We start from the raw sequence: 21,406 nt of genomic DNA on the forward strand, positions 1-21,406 counted from the left end.
GAGCCGGCGTCCGCCTCGCCGCACTCATCCTCTGGCTCCGCGAACCCACCCAAGATCCTTTGTCAGACAGGACCTAGCCCATGAGGGCCTGGCTGATCTGCCGGGCCGTCTGGGCGGCGACACGGGGGCTGACGGCGGCGTACGCGGTGTAGGCGTTGAGCCCGGTGGCCAGGGCCCAGCCGCGGCCCCGCAGCCACGTCGCGTCGTCCGCGTCCAGGGCCTCGCGGAAGACGGCCCGGCCGGCGGGCGACAGGAGGGTGTAGGCGATGATCAGGTCGCAGGCCGGGTCGCCGATGCCCAGTTCGCCGAAGTCGATGACCGCGCTGAGGCGGCCGTCGGCCGTCAGGAGGTTGCCCGTGTGGAAGTCGCCGTGGACCCACACCGGCCCGCGGTCCTCCTCCGGTGCGGCGAGCGCCGCGTCCCACAGCCCGGTCAGCGCCGCGGCGTCGAACACGCCGTCGACCTCGGCGATGGCGGCCCGCGTGGCCCGGTCCCGGTCGGCCAGCGGCCGCCTGGCCAGGTCGCCGGTTCCGGGGCGCTCCGGCACGGCCTCGGGCGTGCACCGCCGCAGGGCGGTCAGGAACCCGGCCAGCGCGACGGCGGCCTCGCGCGAGTCGGCCAGCGCCTCGACGGTCGCCACCTCCCCGTCCAGCCAGCGCGACACCGCCCAGGGCCAGGGGTAGCCGAAGTCGGGCTCCCCCACGCCCATGGGGACCGGCACCGCCAGGGGCAGCCGCGGGGCGAGCCTCGGCAGCCACACGGCCTCCTTCTCCGCCTGCGCCCTGGCCCCCGCGTGGCGGGGCAGCCGCACGGACAGCTCCGTGCCGAGGCGGTGGATCACATGGTCGGAGCCGCCCGGCTCGACCCGTTCGAGAGGCAGGCCGGCCCACTGCGGGAACTGCGTGGCGACCAGGCGCCTGACCAGGGCGGTGTCGATGGCGGGGCGCACGTCCTCCGCGGGCTCGGGGCGGGTGTCCGCCGCGGGCTCGGGGCGCGCGTCCCCGGCCCCCGTGGACGCGGCGCGCGTGCCCTCCCCGGCCCCGGCCGCGTCGGTTGCTCGGGTCGTCACAGGCACTGCTCCCGGGGTCGGCCCACCGCGGTCGGCGGGCGGTCGGGATCATCACAGCGTGTCGCGGGACCGGGTGTCGACGCATTTTCCGCGCCACGGGCGGGCCGCCGTCCGCAGGCCGTCATGGCGGCGCGCCAAGGGACTTAACCTTTCCCGGAGGCCCACCCCAGGGCCGCACCCTCATGGAGGCACACGCAGTGAAACGCATCGGCATCATCGGAGTGGGCGAGATAGGCCGGGCCCTGGTGACGGGCCTGTGCGACGGGAGCGGCCCGTCGCCGGAGGTGTTCCTCTCCCCCCGGGGCGCCCGCACCGCCGCCGAACTGGCCGGGCGCCACGAGAGCGTACGGGTGTGCGCCGACAACCAGGAGGTCGTGGACCGCTCCGAGCTGGTCGTCATCGCCGTACGCCGCCAGGACCGGCACGCGGCCCTGGCCGGGCTGCGGGTGGGCGGCGACAAGACGGTGGTCAACCTCATGGCCGGGGTCGGCAACGACGACCTGCGCCGGGCCCTGGACACCGAGGCCCCGCTGGTCCGGGCCATTCCCCTGCCGGCCGTGCGCGAGCGCCGCTCCGTCACGGTGGTGTGCCCCTCGCACCCCGAAGTGAACGCCCTTTTCGAGCACTTGGGCGGCGTACTCCCGGTCGCGGACGAGGCGGCGTACAACGTGTTCTCGGCGCTGACGGGGACGCTGACCGCCCACTACGCGTACCTCGCCACGCTCACGACGTGGGCCGCCGAGCACGGCATCGACCAGGGCGAGGCCGAGCGCTACGTCCGCGGCCTCTTCCAGGGCGTCGGCCGCGCCCTCGGGGACGAGGACCGCTCCCTGCACCGGCTCGCGGCCGACCACGAGACCCCGGGCGGGAACAACGAACGCGTCCGCACCACGTGGTTCGACACGGCCAACGCCGAGGCGCTCAAGAAGGCCCTCGACGGCCTCCTCGCCGACCTGTCGTGAGCGGCCTGCCGTGACCGGCCTGTCGTGGCCCGCGGGCGCGAGCGGCCGGGGACGCGCACCACGTGACGTCAGCGCAACAGGCGTTCCTGGATGAGTCCCATGACCTCGGCCGCGCTGCGGCCGCCGTGGTCGACGGTCAGCAGCCGGTTGCCGATCCACACCGTGAAGCAGAGCGTGCAGCGGACCTCGACCTCGTCGGGGTCCGCGCAGAACCCGCCGAACAGGCGGCGCAGATAGTCCATCCGCCGGTTGTCGACGCGCCACAGCCGCTCCGCCACCGCCGGGTCGCGCCGCGCCCAGTCGCGTACGGCGGAGTCGGTGCGGAGGTCCGTGAGCAGGCCGTCGCCGGACGCGGCGAGGGAGAAGAGGCGCCGCAGCCTGGTCCGCGCGTCGCCGCCGCCCGCCTCGACCTTCTCGATCAGCGCCGTGGTCACGTCCCGTTCCCAGGCGTCGAGCATGTCCTCCAGCAGGGCCTGGCGGCCGGAGAAGTGCCAGTAGAAGCCCCCTCGGGTGACGCCGAGCGCCTGGGCGAGCAGCTCGATCCGCACCGCTTCCACCCCGCCGTCGCGCAGCGCCCGCAGGCCCTCGGCGATCCAACTGCCGCGCGGCGTACGCACCGTGGCCATGACGCAGGTCACCTCTCCGCCTTCTGTACAGCACTGTATGGATCAGCCTACTGTCGTCTTCCATACAGCACTGTATGGATCAGGGGTGCGCTGCCGCACCGCCGCCCGGCCTTCGGGCCCCGGGCCCGGACACCGGCGCCCGGTCTGCGGGCTCCGGCACCGCGCCCGGAGCGCGTCGAGGTGACGCCCTGCGGCACCCGCCCCGTGGAGGACCGAACATGACGCTTCCCCCGGGCCAACGTGCCGCCGACGGGTTCCCGCGCTTCGGCACCCATCTCCACCGCCCGCCCCCGCCGGTCCCCGCCGACCCGGTGATCGTGATCGGCGGGGCCCTGACCGAGACCCTCACGCTGTCCGTGGCCGACCTCGCCGGCCTGCCGCGACGGGAGCTGCGGGCCGACTTCCACTGCGTCGCCGGGTGGTCGGCGACCGATCTGCTGTGGGAAGGGGTCGCGTTCGGGCCCTTCTACCGCACGCGGATCGAACCGCTGCTCACGCCGGGCGCGCGGATCAGCCATGTCGTCTTCGAAGGGCTCGACGGGTACCGGTCGACCGCGTGGCTGGAGGACGCCCTGGCCGAGGACGTGCTCCTCGCCGACCGGCTCGACGGGCAGCCGCTGGACGGCGACCACGGCGCTCCGGTGCGGCTGGTCAGCCCGGGCCAGTACGGCTTCGTCAGTACGAAGCACCTGTGCGGCATCTCGTTCCACACGTCCAGGCCGCCGGACTTCGACCGCTGGTCGCCCGTGGCGGGGCACCCCAGGGCGAGGGTCTGGCTTGAGGAGCGGCACCGGCACCTTCCGGGGCGCCTGGTGCGGCCCGTCTACCGGGGTCTGATCAGGCCGATCCGCTCCCTGAGCGCCCGGGGTAGCCGCGCGAAGCCGGGGTGAGGGCCGGCCCGGCTCCGGCCGCCTCGCGCCCCCGGCTGCTGTCGCGCCCGACGCCCCGCCCGGGCGCGGGGGCCCGGACGCCTCCGCGCGGGTAGGACTGCACCGTGCCCGGCCGGCGCGGCCGGAGCCGGAAGGAGGACGAGGTGCGCAGGATCGCGATCGTGGGGGCCGGACAGGCAGGGCTGCAGTTGGCGCTGGGGTTGCTCGACGCCGGGTACGACGTCACGCTGGTCGCCGACCGGCCGCCCGAGGAGGTCCGGGGCGGGCGGGTCACCTCGACCCAGCTCATGTTCGGCCCGGCCCTGCGCCTGGAACGGGCGGCCGGACTCGCGCTGTGGGACGACACGGCGCCCGTGATGCCGGGGTTCGAGCTCAGCACCTGGGATCCGGAGGCCGAACCCCGGGCACCGGTGCGCCGGTTCGCCGCGCGGTTCGACGACGAGGTGCGCTCCGTGGACCAGCGGGTGAAGCTGGCGGCGTGGCTGGAGCTGTTCCAGGAGCGCGGCGGGCGCCCGGAGTACCGGTCCGTCGGCCCCGCCGACGTGGGCGCCCTCGCCGCCGCCCACGAGCTCACCGTGCTCGCGACCGGGCGCGGCGAGCTGTCCGCGCTCTTCGCCCCCGACCCCACGTGGCCCCGCCACGACCGGCCCGCGCGGACGCTCGCCTGCTTCTACGTGCGCGGGGCCGCCCACGACGGCTCCGACCCCGCCGCCGCGTACGTGCGCACCACCGGGGTGCCCACGACCGGTGACGTGATCGTCATGCGCGCGCTGACGGTGGGCGGCCCGTGCGACATCCTGCTGTTCGAGGGCAAGTGGGGCGGCGCGTTCGACTGCTGGGCCGACCGGCCCTCCGCCGCCGACGGCCTGCGGCGCGCCCTCGGGCTGCTCCGGACGTACGCGCCGTGGGAGTACGAGCGGTTCCGCGCCGCCGAGCCCACCGACGCGGGGGCCGCCCTGTACGGCGGCGTCACCCCGGCGGTCCGCCGCCCGGTGGCGCACGTCGACGGCGGCCGGGCCGTGCTGGGCCTCGCGGACGCCGTCGCCGTCCACGACCCGATCACCGGGCAGGGCGCCAACAACGCCGCCCGGGCGGCGAGCGGCTACCTGGCCGCCATCCGGGAGCGTGGGGAACTGCCCTTCGACGAGGCGTGGATGCGGCGCACCTTCGCCGCGTACTGGGACGGCGCCCGGCACACGCACGCCTTCACCGAGTTCATGCTGCGCGAGCCGCAGCCCGACCACGCGCGCCGGGTCCTCGATGCCGCCTTCGACGAGCCGGAGGTCGCCCACCGGTTCGCCAACGGCTACGCCGATCCGCCGTCCTACGGCCCGTGGCTGCTGGACCCCGCCGGGGCCGAGGCCTACCTCGCCCGGTTCGCCCGGGGGCGGGACGCGTCCGGCTCGTCCGCCCCTCGCGACTCGACCGACTCGGCCGACTCGCCAGGACCGTCCGGCGCGTCCAGCGCGTAGCGCGTACCGCCTCAGCCCGGGTGGTCGGGGCGCTGCGCGTACCGCCTCAGCCGGGTCGGGGCGCCGCGCGGACGGCCTCAGCCCGGGTGGTCGGGACGCTGCGCGGGCGGCGTGCCGCCTCCTTCGCCGCCGCCCTTGCCGCCGCGGTCCGTGCCGTGGGCCCGGGAGCCGCGCCTGGTCTCCTGCGACGCCTTGAGCTCCCGGCTGTCCTGGGGAGTGCTCGCTCCCTTGTCGCTGCGCCGCATCTCCGGCTGCTGGGGGTTCGCCATGGCACTCGGCCCTTCCGTGTCGCGGTCGTGGTCCCCGCCCGCCCCACCATCGTCCGCGCCCCCCACCCCCGTCGCCACCGGACCGGACCCCCGCGCTCCCACCGGGGCGACGTACCGCGACGAGCCGCGACGTACGGCGACGTACCGCACACCGAGCGCGGCCGGGGCCCGAGGCCGCATACCGCGCTTTCAGGGCACTGCCGAGAGCTTCGCGCGCCGCCGGGAGCCGAGCCCCGCGACGCCGATCGCGCCGCGCGCGAATGTTCCCCGTTGACGGGGTACATGGAGCGGGCAGCCGCCGTGGCCGACGCGCGGGTGACGGCGGAGGCGACGGCGGACGCCGGGCGGGGCGAGAGCGGAAGGAGCGGGCACCGCGCACGGGCCCGCCGCGACACCACGGCCGTTCGAACCGCGCCCGGGTGGCGCACCGGGTCACTCCGTCGACGCGCGAGCGGTGCGGGGCCCACCGCCCCGTGAGACCTTGACAGCGACGGAAGCCCATACCCAGGCATACGAAGACATACAAAGACACATACGAACACATACAGACACCTGCAGGTATGGCGCTCCACTCCCCCTGTGCAGCGGCATCCCTACGCCCGGCCACCGCGAGGTGACCGGCCAGAGACGAAGGAAGCGTCCTCGATGAGTGAGGCCAACCCCCTCAAGCGGGCAGCCCAGAAGATCACCGAAGGTCTCCAGGGCGACGGTGACGCACCCAAGGACAGGGTCCCGGGCAAGCCCGGGCCGGAGTCCCCCTCGGTGGCGGAGCCGACGGAGCCGCGTGAGCCGCTGCCGCCGAAGCCGGACCAGAGCGGCCCGGACACCGTGTCGCCCACCGGCCAGCCGACCGGTACCGAGCAGGCCCGCATGGCCCAGTCCGGCGCCTACCTGACGACCGCTCAGGGCACCCGCCTGTACGACACCGATCACTCGCTCAAGGCGGGGCCGCGGGGACCGGTCCTGCTGCAGGACCACCACCTGCGCGAGAAGGTCATGCACTTCGACCACGAGCGCATCCCGGAGCGCGTGGTCCACGCCCGGGGCGCCGCCGCGCACGGCGTGTTCCAGAGCTACGGCACGGCCGCCGAGGTCACCAAGGCCGCCTTCCTCGCCGAGGACGAGGAGACGCCGGTGTTCGTGCGGTTCTCCACGGTCCTCGGCTCGCGCGGCTCGTCCGACACGGTGCGCGACACCCGGGGCTTCGCGACCAAGTTCTACACCAGCGAGGGCGTCTTCGACCTGGTGGGCAACAACATCCCGGTCTTCTTCATCCAGGACGCCATCAAGTTCCCGGACGTCATCCACGCGGGCAAGCCGCACCCGGACCGGGAGATCCCGCAGGCGCAGAGCGCGCACGACACCTTCTGGGACTTCGTCACCCTGCACTCCGAGGCGGCGCACCACACGCTGTGGAACATGTCCGACCGCGGCATCCCGCGCTCGTACCGGATGATGGAGGGCTTCGGCGTCCACACGTTCCGGCTGGTCAACGCCGCGGGTGAGACGACGCTGGTGAAGTTCCACTGGAAGCCCAAGCTGGGCGTGCACTCCCTGCTGTGGGAGGAGGCGCAGATCATCAACGGCGTCGACCCGGACTTCCACCGCCGGGACCTCGCCGACGCGATCGAGGCCGGCGCCTTCCCGCAGTGGGAGCTGGGCATCCAGGTCTTCCCGGACACCCCGGACCAGACCTTCGAGGGCATCGACCTGCTGGACCCGACCAACCTCGTGCCCGAGGAGCTCGCCCCCGTGCAGCCGGTCGGCCTGCTGACGCTGAACCGCAACCCGTCGAACTACTTCGCCGAGACCGAGCAGGTCGCCTTCCACGTCGGCCACCTGGTCCCGGGCATCGACGTCACCGACGACCCGCTGCTCGCCGGGCGCCTGTTCTCCTACCTGGACACGCAGATCACCCGGCTGGGCGGGCCCAACTTCCCGCAGTTGCCGATCAACCGCCCGCACGCCCCCGTCAACGACATGCAGCGCGACGGCATGCACCAGACGGCCGTGCACCGCGGCGTGGCGCCCTACCGTCCCAACTCGCTCGACGGCGGCTGCCCCTTCCACGCGGGCGCCGAGACCGGCGCGTTCGTCGAGGCGCCCGTCCGCGTGCCGGAGGCGACGAAGGTCCGGGAGGCCCCGGAGTCGTTCGCGGACCACTTCAGCCAGCCCCGGCGGTTCTGGCTGAGCATGACGCCGATCGAGCGGGAACACATCATCGCCGCCTACACCTTCGAGCTCGGCAAGTGCTACGAGCAGGCCGTCAAGGAACGGGCCCTGCAGGTCCTGGCCAACATCGACCCGGTCCTGTGCTCAGAGGTGGCCACCGGCCTCGGCCTGCCCGCGCCCGAGCCGACCGTGCCCCTGGCCGACGTCGCTCCCAGCCCCGCCCTGTCGCAGGTGGGGCAGACCTGGCCCACGGAGGGCCGGATCATCGGCATCGTCACCGGCCCGGACGGCGACCTGGAGGGCGTGGACGCGGTCCGCGAGGCGGTCCTCACCGCGGGCATGGTCCCGCTGGTCGTCGCCCCGACCGGCGGCGTCCTCGGCGGCGGCGCGGTGACGGTGCAGCGCACCTTCGCCACCGCGCGGTCCGTCGAGTTCGACGCGATCCTGCTCGCCGGGGTCCCGGGTGCGGGCGCCGACGCGCACGGCGCCCGGGACGCCAAGGCGCTCCCCACGCTCCCGTCGCGGGACACCGGCGACCCGCGCGTCGCGCTGCTGCTGTCGGAGGCGTACCGGCACGGCAAGGCCATCGGCGCGTGGGGCGGCGGCGAAGCGTTCCTCGAGGCCTCCGGCGTGCCCCTCACCGCGCCGGGCGTGGTGGTCGCCGACTCCGGCACGGCCGCGCTGGCCGAGCTCACCGGCCTGATGGGCAAGCACCGCGCCTGGGAGCGGTTCACCGCCGCCTGAGCAGGCCGCTCCCCGGCCCGCCCGCTGGCCTCCCTCCCTGTGCCCGTGCCCCGGCCCGGACGACCACCGTCCGGGCCGGGGCACGGGCCATCGCCCCCGGTCGTACGAGCACCGTCCGGGCTGGGACACGGGCCATCACCTCGGTCGTACGAGCACCGTCCCGGCCGGGGCACGAGCCATCGGCCCCGGTCGTACGACCACCACCCGGCCCGGGCCCGGCCACCACCCGCCCCGGTGCGGCTGTTCCGGCCGGGGCGTTCCGTCCGCCGCGCGTCGCGCCCGGACCCGGGCCGGGTGCCCGCGGTGCCCAGGCGCCGGCCGCCCCGTCACCCCAGGATGAGCATGCAGACGTTCCTGCCCTTCCCGGACTTCACCGCGTCCGCCGCCGCGCTCGACGCGCGGCGCCTGGGCAAGCAGCGGGTCGAGGCCCTGCAGGTGCTGCGCGGTCTCACGGTGCCCGGGTACGGCTGGCGGAACCACCCGGCGGTCCGCATGTGGATCGGCTACGAGGAGGCCCTCGTCCGCTACGGCCTGGACATCTGCGGCGCCTGGACGGCGACCGGCCGCGCGGACACCTGCGCCGCCACGCTGATGACCGACTTCACCGCCCACCGGGCCGACGGCGGCGTCCGTACGCAGGAGCAACTGGCGGCGGACGGCGAGCTGCCTCCGTGGCTGGGCGACCCCGCCTTCCACCGCAGCCACCAGTCGGCCCTGCGGCGCAAGGCCCCCGAGATCTACGCGTCCCTGTTCCCCGGCGTCCCCGACGACCTGCCCTACGTCTGGCCCGCCTCGGACCGGACCGGCTGAACCGGGGCGCCGCCCGCGCCCCGCCCCGCCGCCGACGGCAGCCGGACGGCGACGGCCACAGCGGTCAGCAGAGCGACGGCACCGGCGAGGGCCGCCGTCACCGTCATGGCCTGGACGAAGGCGTGGCGGGCCTCCCCCAGCACCGCGAGGCGCAGCGCCGGCGGCAGCCCGGCCGCCTGGTCCGGGACGGCCAGCAGGCTGTGCCGGGCGGCTTCGGTGACCCCACGCGGTGCCTGGAGCCCGGCCAGCGCGTCGACGAACAGCGAGGTGAACACGGAGGAGAGCAGGCTGCCCTGGACGGCCACGCCGAGCGCGGAGCCCACTTGGCGGGTGGCGTCGTTGATGGACGAGCCGAGACCCGCCCGCTCGGTGGGCACGGAGTCCATCACGGACTCCGTGCCGGCGGCGGCGACCAGTCCGGCGCCCAGCCCGGCGATCACCTGGAACAGGGCGCACCGCGCGTACCCCGAGCTGTCCGTCGTGGTCGCCCAGACGACGAAGGACCCCGACACCACGAGCAGCCCGGTGACGACCGTCGCCTTGACGCCCCACCGGCGCTGGGTGAGCACCGCCGCGGCCGCCCCCAGGGCCAGCCCGCCCGGCAGCGGCAGCGTCCGCACCCCGGCGGCCAGGGGGCTGTACCCCAGCACCCCCTGGAGGTACAGGGTCAGGACGAACAGCGCCCCGAACAGGGCGAACGACATCAGGGCCAGCGCGGCCGCGGCCCACCCCACCCCTGGGCGCGCCAGCAGCTCCAGCGGCAGCATCGGCGAGGGCGTCCGCCTCTCCCAGCCGACGAATGCGGCCAGCAGCGCTCCGGCCAGGACGAGCGCCCCGGTCACCGTGAGGCTCGTCCAGCCGGCGTGCGGGGCCTGGATGACGGCCCACACGAGGACCAGCAGCCCGCACGTGGACAGCGCGGCGCCGGCCAGGTCGAACGCCGCGTCGCGCCGGCCGTGGGACTCCGGTACGACCAGCAGCGCGGCCGCGACGATCACCACGGCCAGCGGCAGGTTGATCCAGAAGGCGGCCCGCCACGAGGAGTGCTCGACCAGCCAGCCGCCCACGACCGGGCCGCTCAGCCCGCCCAGGCCCCCGACGGCGGCCCACGCGGCGATCGCCCCGCGGCGCAGCTCCGGCTCCGGGAACAGGTGGTGCAGCACGCCGAGCGTGGCGGGCATCAGCAGCGCGGCGCCCGCGCCCATCCCGCAGCGGGCCAGCACCACCTGCCAGGGCTCCCCGGCCACGGCCCCGTACACCGAGGCCAGCGCGCAGGCGCTGACGCCGAGGACGAAGCAGCGCCTGCGCCCCCACCGGTCGGTGAGCGCGCCGACGGCCAGCACCGTGCCCCCGAGCACCAGGGCGTAGCCGTCGACGACCCACTGCACCTGTGCCGTGCTGGCGCCGAGGCCGTCGCGCAACTGCGGCACGGCGACGTTGAGCACCGTGAGGTCGACGCCCAGCATGAACAGGCCCAGACACATGACGCCCGCCGCCCAGCCCCGCCGCGCACCGGCGCCCTGCCCGGGGGGCACGCTCCCGGGCCTCACGCGGCCCACTCCCGGCGCGCGCCCGTCCCGTACGCTCTCCCCGGCATCCGGCTCCCCGGCACCCGGCTCCCCCGCATCCGACTCAGCACGCCGCGACTCCCCTCGCTCCAGCACGTCGGCAGGGCTGCCCAGCCGCGGCGGACACCCGCACGGGGCTGCGCCGAGACCCACGGTCAGCAGAGGGTCACCGTGGCGGCGCGGCACGGCAAAGGGAACGCGCAGCGCCGCACCGCCCCCGGCTTTCACCGGAACGAGCCACCTGCGAGGCCCGGTCCGGGCGGGGCCGGGCGGGGCCGCTGCGAGGCCGGGGGCCGACTTGTCCATAAGTGAGCGGCGCGTCCGCGAAGTGGCTTACAAAGGGAGGGATTTGTTCAAGGGGAATCTTCGAGCTGCACCTCACAGGAGGCTCTGATGGCGGGACGTGCCGAGGCGGTCGAATCGATGGAGCAGCTCGCCGCGGGCTGGCGGGCCATGGTGCTCGACCGCGACGCGGCCGCCGATGTGCGGGACCTGCCGGGCATCGCGGTGCGCTGGGCCGACTGCCGGTTCGCCTTCTGGAACTGCGTGACGCTGACCGAGGCCGACGCGGGCGCGGCGCTGCTTGAGCAGCGCCTGGGCGAGGCGGCGGACATCATGCGCGCCAAGGAGCACCCCGGTCTCCTGTGGCTCTTCGAGGACCTGCTCGCTCCCGAGGCGCGCGCGGGCGTGCGGTCGGCCGCCGAGAAGGCGGGCTTCGCGTACGCCTTCCCGGGCACCGGCATGGCCGGGGACCTCCTGCCCCTGCCCGAGCCGTCCCACCCCGAGCTGACGTTCGTCCGCGTGACCACGGACGAGCAGCTGCGGGCGTACGCGGACCTCAACGCGCGCGCCTACGGCTTCCCGCTGGAGGACGGCCGCGACGGACTCGTCGGGTCCACGCTGTGGAAGAGCCGGGTGTACGCGTACCTCGGGGTGCGGGACGGGGTCCCGGTGAGCTGTGCCGCGACGGTGGAGACGGACGGCCGCCTGTTCGTGGTGCTCGTCGCCACGGACCCGCGGTGGGAGCGGCGGGGCTACGGCGAGGCGGTGACGCGCAAGGCCCTGTACGAGGGGGGCCGGGCCACCGGCCTGACCCGCGCCACGCTGCACGCGACCGCGGCCGGGGCACCGGTCTACCCCCGCATCGGTTTCGAGCCGAACACGCCGATCCATTTCTACGGCCTCAAGAGCTGAGCCCCGCCCGCGCCCGGCCGCCGTCTGCCCGGGGCGTCAGCGGCGGGTCAGGGCGCGCTCCAGGAGCGGCAGCAGCCGGTCCCAGTGGTGCCGCAGCGCCGAGGCGTCGAAGGCGTCGGTGTCGGACATGGTGAAGCCGTGGACGGTGCCCGGGTAGACCTCGGTGGTGTGGTCGACGCCCGCGGCCTGAAGGGCCCGGTCGAGTGCGCTCAGGTCCTCGGGCGTCATGTCGCCCTCGGCGAGGCCGATGTGGACCTCGGCGGTGAGTTCGGGGATGCGGCGGTGCGGGCTGTCGGGCGCGTCGGTGACCAGGAAGCCGGGGTGGAACCCGGCGACGGCGCCCACCAGGCCGGGGTGCGCCGTGGCGGTGCGCACCGCCAGGGCGGCGCCCAGGCAGTAGCCGACCACGCCGACCGGCCCCGGGGCGACCTCGGGCCGGTCGGTGAGGAACGCGAGGTACGCCTCGGCGTCGCGCAGGATCCGGTCGGTGGTGTGCTCCTGGATCAGCGGCATCAGCCGCTCGATGAGCGCCGGGCGGACCTCTTCCCCGATGTGCGCGGGAAGCTCGGTGACCGGCGCCGGGCCGTGCCGGTAGTACAGGTTCGGGACGAGCACGCAGTACCCGTGCGCGGCCAGCTCGCGGGCCTTCCCCTCCAGCTCCGGCCGCACCCCGAAGGCGTCCGTGTACAGCAGCACCCCGGGGTGCGTCCCGCCCCCGTCCGGGAAGGCGGCGAAGGCGTCGGCTCGGCCGTCCGGGGTGGCGATCGTCAAGGTCTCGGTAGGCATGGCCGGTCAGTCTTCCCGAGGCCGGCGCCGGTCCACAACCGCCTCCCGGACGGTGGCCCGCGCCCGGGTGGCGGGGCCGGGGGCGTCGGCGTAGACCTGGGTCCATGAGCGAGGACAAGACGACGTGGCATCCCGGCGAGGTCGTGCCCTCCAGCGGGATCTACGAGTGCGACTGCGGCGGGGAGCACCACTGGAGCACCGACGTGAAGGGGCACCGGTTCCCGCCGTTGCCCGCGGGGTGCGCCGGTGAGTACTGGACGCTGGACAAGCGCGCCCACCCCGACGAAGAAGCCCCCTGACCTGGCGCGGCACGGCTGCGCCGCCCGCCGCGTCCCCATGCGCCAATTTTCGCTATTTTTCCGACACAGGCGGGTACATCACTTTTATGAAAGCAACGGAATGGGAACTGGCCGTCACCCACACGACCCACCTCTTCATGTGGATCGCCGGACTGGCCGTGGTCGCGGTCCTCATCGGGGCCTTCATCTGGGGGCGCCGGATCCAGGCACGCGAGTCCAGGCGGCCCACCCCGGAGGAGCAGCCGAAGCTGCCGCCCGACGGCCCGGTCCGGGAGATCCGGGAGTACCGCGACGCGGACGAAGTGCCGCACGACGGGGGCTGGCTCACCCCGCACGAGCTCAAGGAGGGGTACGGCACGTCGAGCACGCACCCCAGCCCCTCACAGGACGAGGCCGACCACAGGAAGGGCAGGAACAGCAGCTTCGGCGGCGGTGGCCTGGGCTGACTCCGCGCCGCGCCCGTCCCGCGGCCACCGGCGGTGTCCGCGCGCCGGCTTCACCTTCGGGAATCCGGCTTCACCTTCGGGAATGTGGTGACTCGACAGCCATGACGGAATCCACCCCTTCACCCGCGCACGCCGCCTCGGACCAGCAGGTCGTCGAACGGCTGGTCCCGGCCTGGCTCGCGGAGGCGGCGGAGCACGCGCCGCGGGCGGCGGACCACGCGGAACAGGCGTGGCGGGACGGCCGCCTGTCCGCCGAGGCGGCGCGGGAGCTGGCCGACTGGGCCACGGCCCGCGTCACGGACACGGCCTTCAACGAGGACGAGGGGCCCACGCGGGAGGGGCACCTCCGCGTCACCGTGGCCGACAAGGAGGCCGTGCACCGGTGGCTCAGGGCCCGGGGTCACGATGTCTGACGCGGACGGCCCGGCCTGAGCGCCCACCGCGTCCCGTACCGCCCCCGCCGGACCCCTCCCCTCCGGCCAGGTCCCCCGGGCCCCTCTCCCCCGGCCTGTCTCAGGGGCGCCGCCAGTCGTCGCTCTGGAGGTGCGACCCTGCCTGCGGCCCCATGCGCAGCATGCCGCCGTCCGCGACCCAGGACGCGCCCGTGACGTACGACGCGTCGGGACCGGCGAGGAACGCGATCACGGCGGCGATCTCACGGGCGTCACCCGGGCGGCCGAGCGGGATCCCGGGGCGCTGCTCCTCGTGCACGTCCGTGTCCTCCTGCCCGGTCATGGGGGTGGCGATCTCGCCGGGCGCGACGGAGTTGACGGTGATGCCGTGCTCTGCGAGTTCGAGCGCCATCACCTGGGTGAGCAGGCCGAGGCCGCCCTTGGCGGCGCAGTAGGGGGCCGCGCCCACGCGGGGCTGGTGCTCGTGCACCGAGGTGACGTTGACGATGCGGCCGCCGCTCCCCTGCCGGATCATGCGGCGCGCGGCGCGCTGGCCGCACAGGAACGGGCCGACGAGGTCGACGTCGATGACGTGCTGGACGTCCTCGTGCGTCAGGTCGAGGTAGGGGGTGGCGGTGCCGGTACCGGCGTTGTTGACCAGGACGTCGACCCGGCCGAGCTCGTCGGCGAGGTCGTCGATCACCTGTGCCCCCTCCGCCGGGCGGGACAGGTCCATCCGGGCGACGGCCGCGCGCCGGCCGTGCCGGCCGACTTCCCGTGCCGTCTCCTCGGCGCCCTCGTGGTCGCCGTGCCAGGTGATCCCGATGTCGAGCCCGGCCTCGGCGAGACGGACGGCGGTGGCCCGGCCGATGCCGGAGTCGGCGCCCGTGATGAGGGCTACGCGGGGGGAAGAAGGGGTGGGGGCGGTCACGGGACCTCCAGGGTTTCGACTGCGGACGACGTACGGGTTTCCCTGGCCGCCCCCTCCACACGGCCCGCGGTCACACATCCGTGCCGCCCGGAAGGTGAGCAATATGAGGATTGGTGGGATTCATATCCCATGACCTCTTCGACGAATCCGAACCCGGATCCGGAACCGCAGAGCACCACGGGCCTGGACGCCGGAGGAAGCGTCCCTCCCGGAGAGACCCCGCCCGCGGAGAGCAGCATGCCGGGAGCCGGTCCCCGCGAGGTGCACAATCCGACGAAAGGGTGGGCCAAGGCCCCCCTCACCTTGATCATCGGCATGGTCGTGCTGGTGGCCGCCTTCTTCCTCGTCTACGCGCTCGTCCTGCTGCTCTGACACGTACGGCCGGCCTGCCGCGCACGACGACGGCTGCCGTACGCGTACGGCCACCGTGCGGGGCGCCCCTGTGCGGCGTGGAAGGTGGCTCACCCCGGTCGGCGGGTGAGGGACCGGCGCGCCACCTTGGCGATCACGGACGGGCGCAGCAGCAGGGACGGCGGGGCCATCATGTTCAGGACCCGCACGAACCGGGCCCACACGTCGGGGTCGTGCGCGGCGACCGCCAGGACCTGCCGGTTGTACCAGTGCGCGAAGCGCGCGGACCGCGGCTGGCCTCCTCCGGGTGCCCACATGAGGTCCGAGCTGGTGGCCAGGGTCCAGGGGACCTTGATGAGCGCGGCGGCGGCGCGCTGGTAGGCGCGGCTGAGTCCGTCGAGGTCCCGGGTTCCGGCCCGGCGCTCGCGCAGCAGCCGGGCGAGCAGCTCCGCTTCGAGCGCGGCGACGGTGAGCCCCTGTCCGTACACCGGGTTGAACAGGCAGACCGCGTCGCCGACCGCGAGCAGCCGCTCGGGCCAGCGCGCGTTCTTGTGGTGCAGCCGCCACTCGTTGCCGGGGTTGGTGTAGCGGTGGATCTCCCCTTCCCGGGTGCCGTTCTTGATCTGTTCGGCGAGGCGCGGGTTGCCCAGGGAGCGGGCGAAGTCGAGGTAGCCGTCGTCGTCGGCGGGCGGCACGTGCCCCTCGAAGCCGAACAGCGAGCTCATCCAGCGGTGCCGCTCCACGGCCAGCACCACCCCGCCGCACGGCACGTCCGGCGCGAAGGTCATCTGGTACGCGATGTCGAAGTCCTGGTGGTCCCGCGGCGGGCGGGCGTAGGACGCGGACGTGTAGGTGATCCTCGCCTTGACGACGGCCTTGCCGGACACCGGCAGGCCCGCGTCGCCGAGCCAGCGGTCGACGGACGTGGAGCGGCCGGAGGCGTCGACCACCAGGTCGGCGGCGACCTCGGTCGGCCCCTCGGCGCCGGGCCCGCGGTGGCGGACGCGGTCGAGGCGGCCGGGGCCGCTGCCCGTGACCGTCTCGCAGCGGGTGCCGGGCAGCAGACGGACCCGCGCCAGCGCCGTCACCCGCTGCCGCAGCCGCCGTTCGAGCTCGTCCCGGGTGCAGGTCTGGATGGGTACGCCGACCGGGTCGCGGGGCTAGCCGGTGGGCAGCAGGAAGCTGATGCGCTCGCCGTAGTCGAAGACGGGCGCGCCCAGTTCCCGGAGCTCCGACCGGAGGCCGGGGAAGAGCCGTTCCAGGACGTCGCCGCCCCGGGCGAGCAGCGCGTGGGCGTGGTAGCCCTGCGGGACGTGCGGGTGCACGCCGGTGTCCGGGCCGACCGGGTCGCGCTCCAGGACGAGGACCTCGGCGAAGTGGTCGGCCAGGACCCGCGCGGTGACGAGCCCGGCGTACCCTCCCCCGACCACGACGGCCCTGCCCCAGCGGGGGTCGCTCGCGAGGCTGTCCTTGCTCTCGGCGCTCTTGGCCATGGCCGGTCGTTCCTCTCGGGCAGGCTCCGCTGACGCTCCATCGTCCACCCTGCGCGGGCGCGTGGCGGAGGAGCGCACGGAAGCACACGCCGCCGCGGGCCCGCGGCGACGTCCGGGCCGCGTCGGCCGTGCCCGCCCCTGTGCCCCCTGTCCTCCCTGTGCTCCCTGTGCTCCCTGTGCTCCCAGAGGGCGTGCCGCCCGGGACCGGGCCTGTCCTGCCTTGACGGCACGTACGTCCTGTTCGACGTCGACGGAACGTTGGTCGTCGCGGTGGCCAACCAGCGCCGGGTCTGGGCGACTTGGGCGGAGCAGTACGGCCTCGACGCCGAGGAGGTCTACCGGGTCGCACTGCGCACCCGCCCCATGAAGACCTTCGCGCAGGTCGCCGCGGACCGCGATCCCCGCGCGTGCCTGGCCCTGCTGCACGCGCTGGAGGACGACGACGTCCGGTCCGGGGACTACACGGCCTTCGACGGCGCAGCCCGGCTGCTGCGCGAACTGCCCTCAGGCTCCTGGGCGTTGGCGACCTCGAACTACAAGGAGCGTGACGGCCGGGCTGCGCGCCGGGATGACGGTGTGGGGCGTGAACGCCGCGGTCGCGGCAGAGGGCGTGCACCGGCACTTCACCAGCCTGCGCGAGGCCGTCCCGCACATCCTGGCCCTCGTGTCGGCCCGGGGCCGGGCCGAGGGCTCCGCCCGAGGGCGGGCCGACGGCTCCTCCTGGGACCGGGCCGACGGCTCCGCCCGCCGTCAGGCCGTGGGCTCCTCCGGCTCCGGGTCGTCGCTGCCCGACGCCGGCCGGGACCGCGGGGCCTCGCCCTGACCGGCCCGGCCGGTGCCCGCCTCGTCCGTCTCGGGTACGTCCCGTCCGTCCGCCTCGCGTCCGTCCCCGCCGCCCTGGCGTGAGGTGCCCTCGGACTCCCGCTCGGCGTCCGACTCGCCCGCGCCCTCCTCCAGGTCCCAGGGGTCCGGCTCGTCCGTGGCCTGCTGGTCGGGCAGGTCCCTGGGCACGGGCGGGCCGTCCTTGCCGGGGGACGGGGGGTTCTGGATGTTCTCCATCGCTCGGTCTCCGTTCGTGGTCCGTGGCTCGTGATTCGTGGTACGTGGTGCGATCGGCCCGGTGCCGCTCTGGCGTCCGGCGTGGCGCGACCTGCGTGGAGACGCGCGTACCCGCCGACGGCACCACGACACGGTGCCTCAGTCGCCCCGCTGGTGGTACGCGTCCGCCGCACGCTCGTTCAGGGCGCTCCCAGGGTCCGCGCGGTGCCGTCAGGGGCTCTTCCCGGGCACAGGCACAGGCACGAATGGTGTCGCGGCGGGTGTCACGGCTGCAGCAGCGTCTTGATCATCCCGTCCTCCTTGGCCTGGAACGTCCGGTACGCCTCCGGGCCCTTCTCCAGGGGCAGGCGGTGCGTCGCGAAGTCGTCCACGCCGAGCGGGTCGTCGTCCGTGAGCAGCGGCAGGATGTCGTCCACCCAGCGCCACACGTTGGCCTGGCCCATGCGGAGCTGGAGCTGCTTGTCGAACATCGTCAGCAGCGGCAGCGGGTCGGCGGCCCCGCCGTAGACGCCGGACAGCGAGACCGTCCCGCCGCGGCGCACGATGTCGATGGCGGCGTAGAGGGCGTTGAGCCGGTCGACGCCGACGCGCTCCATGAGCTTCTCCGCCAGGGCGTCGGGCAGCAGGCCCACGCCCCACTGGGCGGCCTTCGCCACCGGCGCCCCGTGTGCCTCCATGCCCACCGCGTCGATCACCGCGTCCGTGCCGCGCCCCTGCGTCAGCTCGCGGATCGCGTCACCGATGTCCTTGCCGTGCCGCCGCAGGTCGAGGGCCTTGACCCCGTCCCGGCTCGCCCGGCTCAGCCGGTCGGGCACCAGGTCGACGCCGACGACCAGGCTCGCGCCCCGGTGCAGCGCGATCCTGGCCGCCATGGCGCCGATGGGGCCGAGCCCCAGGACGGTGACGGTGCCGCCGGGCGGGATGTTCGCGTAGTCGACGGCCTGCCAGGCGGTGGGCAGCACGTCGGACAGGTAGACGTACCGGTCGTCCGGCGGGCCCTCCGGCACCTTGATCGGCAGGGTGTTGCCGAACGGGACGCGCAGGTACTCGGCCTGGCCGCCGGGGACCTGGCCGTACAGCTTGGTGTAGCCGAACAGGGAGGCGCCGGTCCCCCGCTCCTTGACCTGGGTGGTCTCGCACTGCGAGTGCAGTCCGAGGCCGCACATGTAGCAGGTGCCGCAACTGACGTTGAAGGGCACCACGACGCGGTCGCCGACCGCCAGTTCGGTGACGTCCGGGCCGATCTCCTCGACGATGCCCATCGGCTCGTGCCCCAGGATGTCGCCCGGATCGAGATAGGGCCCGAGGACCTCGTACAGATGCAGGTCGGAGCCGCAGATACCGGTGGACGTCGTCCGTACGACGATGTCGGTCGGCTCCTTGATGACGGGGTCGGGAACGGTGTCGACGCGTACGTCCCGCTTGCCGTGCCAGGTCAGTGCTCGCATCAGTGCCTCCTGTGGGTGGCTCGTGCCGGGAAGTCGTACGGCCCCGGGTCTCCCGCCGGGCCGGGACCATGCCCGGGGCGGGGGCCGGGACGGCGGGTCACGAGGGCGGGTAGGGCCGCTCGGCCAGCAGCCCGGCGAGGTGGAAGGTGTTGGCGGCGAGGGTGCGGGTGGTGGCCGCCACCTCGTCCGGTGTCGCGTCGAGGTCCTTGTAGTCGGTGCCGTGCTGCGCCTCGCCGACCCAGTACGTCACGGCACCGGGCGCCAGGGAGAAACCGACGTCGTTGAGGCCCTGGAACAGGTCGGCGCTGACCTTGTGCGCCCCGTCCTCGTTGCCGATGACGACCACCGCCGCCGCCTTCCCGTAGGTGAGCAGGCGCCCCTGGTCGTCGGTCTCCGACAGCTCCGCGTCCAGCCGTTCGAGGACACGCTGACAGATGCTGGAGGGGTGGCCGAGCCAGATCGGCGTGGCGAGCAACAGGATGTCCGCCCGGAGGACCTTCTCGCGCAGCGCGGGCCAGGCGTCCTGCCCGCCCATGTCGGTCTCGACGCCGGGTCGTACGTCGTGGTCGGCGACCCGGATCGTCTCACCGGTGGCGCCCAGCTTCTCGAACTCCTCCATGACCTGGTCCGACAGCAGATGGCTGCTGGAGGGCGTTGGCGAGGGGCTGAGGGAGCAGACCAAGGACAACACGTGCATGGGGTGACGCATCCTCTCTTCGAGACTCGGAGGCTCAGGAACGGGGCTGAGGAACTGGGCTCAGGTAGGGGGCTTGGGAATGCTCAGGGAAGCCCAGGAATTGCGGGGGGGGACACACGGGCCGGTGGCGGCGCGGCCGCCGGGCACGGGCGGGAAGCCGTGCGGGTCGGGCACCTCGATGCTGTTCGCGTGGGCGGGCGGCTCCACGGGCGCGGCGTACGTGCGGCGGGGGCTTGAGCGGCCTGCGGGGGCCTGCCGGGTCTCCCTTCCGACGGTAGCGCGACGCGGGGCCTGTCCGCCTGACGAGAGCGGCCCGCGGGCCTGCCCCCTGTCCTGGGGCGGGCCGGACGGGCCACTGGGGTGGTCCGTGCATCGGCCTACAGGTGACCGGCCCGCACGTCCTCAAACGCGCCGGCCGCACGCGGACGGGGACCGGACCCCGGGCCGGACGGACGCTGGGCCCCGGGCCGGACGAGGGCCGGGCCCCGGGCCGGGCGGGGGCCGGTCACTGCTCGACGTAGCGTTCCAGCACGTCGCAGACGTTCTGCAGCTCGTCCATCAGGCGCGCGGCCTCCACCAGGAGCACTCCGTAGGGCAGGCCCGGGTCGCCGAGCGGCAGTCCGGCCTCCTCGGCCCGTCCGGTCAGCCGCCGGCGGCGTTCGTGCGCCTCCTCGACGAGTGCGCACAGCTCGCGGCTCTGCCGGTGCAGCGCGTCCTCGTCGAGCGCCCGGAGCACCTGGGTGATCCGGGAGATGGACTCCAGGAAGTCGGCGTAGTCCTGCAGCAGCCTGCGGTCCTCCGCGCCCGGGTCCTGCGGCCAGGTGTCGAGGCTGCGGGTCAGTGAGGCGGCCTGGTACAGCGTGCGCTCCAGGGCCGCGAGGACGGCGCCGTACCCGTCGAAGCTCGGCCGGACGCGGTGGCGCCCCAGGTGGCTGCGGGGGTTGTAGTAGGCGCTCTCCCGCGCGGTGCGCAGCCCGTCCTGGGCCTGCCGGATCAGGTCGCCGGTCTGCTCGGCCCGGTTGCGCCAGTGGCGGCGGCGCTCCTGGTCCATCTCGCCGTGCCGCATCGCCGGGTACATGTCACTGACGAGGTCGCACAGCGTCCCGGACAGGATGTGGATGGCGTACTCGGCGCTGCGGTAGCGCAGCGGCGGCACCACCGTCATGTTGACGACCACGCCGATGCCGCAGCCGATGAGCACCAGCAGGATGATCTGTCCGAGGTGGGTGACCTTGTCGAGGCTGCCGGGGACCGTCACGTAGGTGGAGAAGGCGAAGAACGCGGCCGTCGCCACCTGCGAGCCCTGCGGTCCCAGGCCGGGCCACAGCCCGATGGCCAGCGCCAGCACGGTCACGAGGGCGAAGGTGAGCAGGTCGGGGCCGGCCAGGAAGCCGAGGGCCGCCTGCACCGCCACGCCCGCGGTGACGGCGACGATGTAGCGCAGCGCGTTGAGGAGCGCCTGGTACACCGTCACCTGCATGATCAGTACGGCGGAGAACGGCGCGAACGCCGGTGACCGCGCGTGCAGTACGTCGCGGGCGACCACCCAGGCGATCGTCGCGGCCACGGTGCTCTTGAGGAGGAACAGCAGCGTGTGGCGCTCGTGCCCCTCGGCTCCCCAGGCGCGGCGCCACCACTGCCAGGCCCGGGCCGCCGGGCCCTGGGCCGCGGGTTCGTCGCGTCGCTGCCACTGGTCGACCATGCACATCCCATTCCGCATCCGGCCCG

At 74.5% G+C, this 21,406-nt stretch carries 22 protein-coding genes and 1 pseudogene; 11 read left to right on the forward strand and 12 right to left on the reverse strand.

Translation table 11 applies throughout. The features are described from left to right. Positions 1–73 precede the first annotated feature (73 nt). On the reverse strand, positions 74–949 hold the full coding sequence (locus QK440_RS29700) for an aminoglycoside phosphotransferase family protein (RefSeq protein WP_282796355.1): 876 nt from the start codon (positions 947–949) through the stop codon (positions 74–76). Between the two features lie 317 nt (positions 950–1,266). Between QK440_RS29700 and QK440_RS29705 the strand changes: the two genes are divergently transcribed. Then, on the forward strand, positions 1,267–2,031 hold the full coding sequence (locus tag QK440_RS29705) for an NAD(P)-binding domain-containing protein (RefSeq protein ID WP_282796316.1): 765 nt from the start codon (positions 1,267–1,269) through the stop codon (positions 2,029–2,031). Between the two features lie 68 nt (positions 2,032–2,099). Here QK440_RS29705 and QK440_RS29710 read toward each other — a convergent pair whose 3' ends face one another. Then, positions 2,100–2,657, reverse strand: a complete 558-nt coding sequence (locus QK440_RS29710) for a TetR/AcrR family transcriptional regulator (protein WP_282796317.1) — start codon at positions 2,655–2,657, stop codon at positions 2,100–2,102. A gap of 218 nt (positions 2,658–2,875) precedes the next feature. On the opposite strand from QK440_RS29710, the gene QK440_RS29715 reads away from it, so the two are divergent. Together QK440_RS29715 and QK440_RS29720 are read left to right on the forward strand one after the other, a co-directional pair. Beyond that, positions 2,876–3,547 carry a molybdopterin-dependent oxidoreductase gene (locus QK440_RS29715; RefSeq protein ID WP_282796318.1) on the forward strand — a complete coding sequence of 224 codons (672 nt, stop codon included), beginning with the start codon at positions 2,876–2,878 and terminating at the stop codon, positions 3,545–3,547. 143 nt (positions 3,548–3,690) lie between these two features. After that, positions 3,691–5,019: a styrene monooxygenase/indole monooxygenase family protein gene (locus QK440_RS29720; protein ID WP_282796319.1), complete on the forward strand. Its 1,329-nt coding sequence runs from the start codon at positions 3,691–3,693 to the stop codon at positions 5,017–5,019. A 77-nt stretch (positions 5,020–5,096) separates the two neighbouring features. Here the strand turns inward: QK440_RS29720 and QK440_RS29725 are convergent, their stop codons facing one another. Next, positions 5,097–5,288 carry a hypothetical protein gene (locus QK440_RS29725; protein ID WP_282796320.1) on the reverse strand — a complete coding sequence of 64 codons (192 nt, stop codon included), beginning with the start codon at positions 5,286–5,288 and terminating at the stop codon, positions 5,097–5,099. Positions 5,289–5,933: 645 nt separating this feature from the next. Here QK440_RS29725 and QK440_RS29730 point away from each other — a divergent pair. After that, positions 5,934–8,204, forward strand: coding sequence for a catalase (locus tag QK440_RS29730; protein WP_282796321.1), 2,271 nt, complete (start codon positions 5,934–5,936; stop codon positions 8,202–8,204). 342 nt (positions 8,205–8,546) lie between these two features. After that, the gene (locus tag QK440_RS29735; RefSeq protein WP_282796322.1) at positions 8,547–9,014 is read left to right on the forward strand and encodes an MSMEG_6728 family protein; all 468 of its coding nucleotides are present in this window, start codon (positions 8,547–8,549) and stop codon (positions 9,012–9,014) included. Here QK440_RS29735 and QK440_RS29740 read toward each other — a convergent pair. Next, positions 8,981–10,564 carry an MFS transporter gene (locus tag QK440_RS29740; protein ID WP_282796323.1) on the reverse strand — a complete coding sequence of 528 codons (1,584 nt, stop codon included), beginning with the start codon at positions 10,562–10,564 and terminating at the stop codon, positions 8,981–8,983. The genes QK440_RS29735 and QK440_RS29740 overlap by 34 nt on opposite strands. Before the next feature lie 411 nt (positions 10,565–10,975). Here QK440_RS29740 and QK440_RS29745 point away from each other — a divergent pair, with 411 nt between their 5' ends. Beyond that, entirely contained in the window at positions 10,976–11,776 is an 801-nt protein-coding gene (locus tag QK440_RS29745) for a GNAT family N-acetyltransferase (protein ID WP_282796324.1), read from the forward strand. Between the two features lie 36 nt (positions 11,777–11,812). Here QK440_RS29745 and QK440_RS29750 read toward each other — a convergent pair whose 3' ends face one another. Then, a complete protein-coding gene (locus tag QK440_RS29750; protein ID WP_282796325.1) occupies positions 11,813–12,562 on the reverse strand; it encodes a dienelactone hydrolase family protein in 750 nt (249 codons plus the stop codon). Between the two features lie 104 nt (positions 12,563–12,666). Between QK440_RS29750 and QK440_RS29755 the strand changes: the two genes are divergently transcribed. From QK440_RS29755 to QK440_RS29765, 3 genes are all read left to right on the forward strand, one after another. Then, positions 12,667–12,861: a hypothetical protein gene (locus QK440_RS29755; protein ID WP_282796326.1), complete on the forward strand. Its 195-nt coding sequence runs from the start codon at positions 12,667–12,669 to the stop codon at positions 12,859–12,861. Positions 12,862–12,947: 86 nt separating this feature from the next. Further along, the gene (locus QK440_RS29760) at positions 12,948–13,307 is read left to right on the forward strand and encodes a DUF6479 family protein (RefSeq protein WP_282796327.1); all 360 of its coding nucleotides are present in this window, start codon (positions 12,948–12,950) and stop codon (positions 13,305–13,307) included. A gap of 101 nt (positions 13,308–13,408) precedes the next feature. Continuing rightward, positions 13,409–13,720, forward strand: a complete 312-nt coding sequence (locus QK440_RS29765; protein ID WP_282796328.1) for a hypothetical protein — start codon at positions 13,409–13,411, stop codon at positions 13,718–13,720. A gap of 100 nt (positions 13,721–13,820) precedes the next feature. Here the strand turns inward: QK440_RS29765 and QK440_RS29770 are convergent, their stop codons facing one another. Beyond that, positions 13,821–14,630 carry an SDR family oxidoreductase gene (locus tag QK440_RS29770; protein WP_282796329.1) on the reverse strand — a complete coding sequence of 270 codons (810 nt, stop codon included), beginning with the start codon at positions 14,628–14,630 and terminating at the stop codon, positions 13,821–13,823. A gap of 129 nt (positions 14,631–14,759) precedes the next feature. Between QK440_RS29770 and QK440_RS29775 the strand changes: the two genes are divergently transcribed. After that, on the forward strand, positions 14,760–15,002 hold the full coding sequence (locus tag QK440_RS29775; protein WP_282796330.1) for a DUF6480 family protein: 243 nt from the start codon (positions 14,760–14,762) through the stop codon (positions 15,000–15,002). An 89-nt stretch (positions 15,003–15,091) separates the two neighbouring features. On the opposite strand, the gene QK440_RS29780 is transcribed toward QK440_RS29775, so the two are convergent. Then, positions 15,092–16,117 carry an FAD-dependent monooxygenase gene (locus QK440_RS29780; RefSeq protein ID WP_349239326.1) on the reverse strand — a complete coding sequence of 342 codons (1,026 nt, stop codon included), beginning with the start codon at positions 16,115–16,117 and terminating at the stop codon, positions 15,092–15,094. Positions 16,118–16,141: 24 nt separating this feature from the next. Then, positions 16,142–16,474, reverse strand: a complete 333-nt coding sequence (locus QK440_RS29785; protein WP_282796332.1) for an NAD(P)-binding protein — start codon at positions 16,472–16,474, stop codon at positions 16,142–16,144. A 210-nt stretch (positions 16,475–16,684) separates the two neighbouring features. Between QK440_RS29785 and QK440_RS29790 the strand changes: the two are divergent. Then, positions 16,685–17,135, forward strand: a pseudogene (locus tag QK440_RS29790) (phosphatase); the annotation flags it as partial. Between the two features lie 89 nt (positions 17,136–17,224). On the opposite strand, the gene QK440_RS29795 reads toward QK440_RS29790, so the two are convergent. The 4 genes from QK440_RS29795 to QK440_RS29810 form a co-directional block, all read right to left on the reverse strand. Then, positions 17,225–17,533 carry a hypothetical protein gene (locus tag QK440_RS29795; protein WP_282796333.1) on the reverse strand — a complete coding sequence of 103 codons (309 nt, stop codon included), beginning with the start codon at positions 17,531–17,533 and terminating at the stop codon, positions 17,225–17,227. Positions 17,534–17,796: 263 nt separating this feature from the next. Continuing rightward, the gene (locus QK440_RS29800; protein WP_282796334.1) at positions 17,797–18,981 is read right to left on the reverse strand and encodes a zinc-dependent alcohol dehydrogenase; all 1,185 of its coding nucleotides are present in this window, start codon (positions 18,979–18,981) and stop codon (positions 17,797–17,799) included. Positions 18,982–19,078: 97 nt separating this feature from the next. Then, positions 19,079–19,678 carry an NAD(P)H-dependent oxidoreductase gene (locus QK440_RS29805; protein ID WP_282796335.1) on the reverse strand — a complete coding sequence of 200 codons (600 nt, stop codon included), beginning with the start codon at positions 19,676–19,678 and terminating at the stop codon, positions 19,079–19,081. A gap of 505 nt (positions 19,679–20,183) precedes the next feature. Continuing rightward, positions 20,184–21,380 carry an aromatic acid exporter family protein gene (locus QK440_RS29810; protein WP_282796336.1) on the reverse strand — a complete coding sequence of 399 codons (1,197 nt, stop codon included), beginning with the start codon at positions 21,378–21,380 and terminating at the stop codon, positions 20,184–20,186. Positions 21,381–21,406: the final 26 nt, after the last annotated feature.

This window comes from Streptomyces sp. CC224B, from assembly GCF_030010595.1.
GTDB classification, from domain to species: domain Bacteria; phylum Actinomycetota; class Actinomycetes; order Streptomycetales; family Streptomycetaceae; genus Streptomyces; species Streptomyces longispororuber.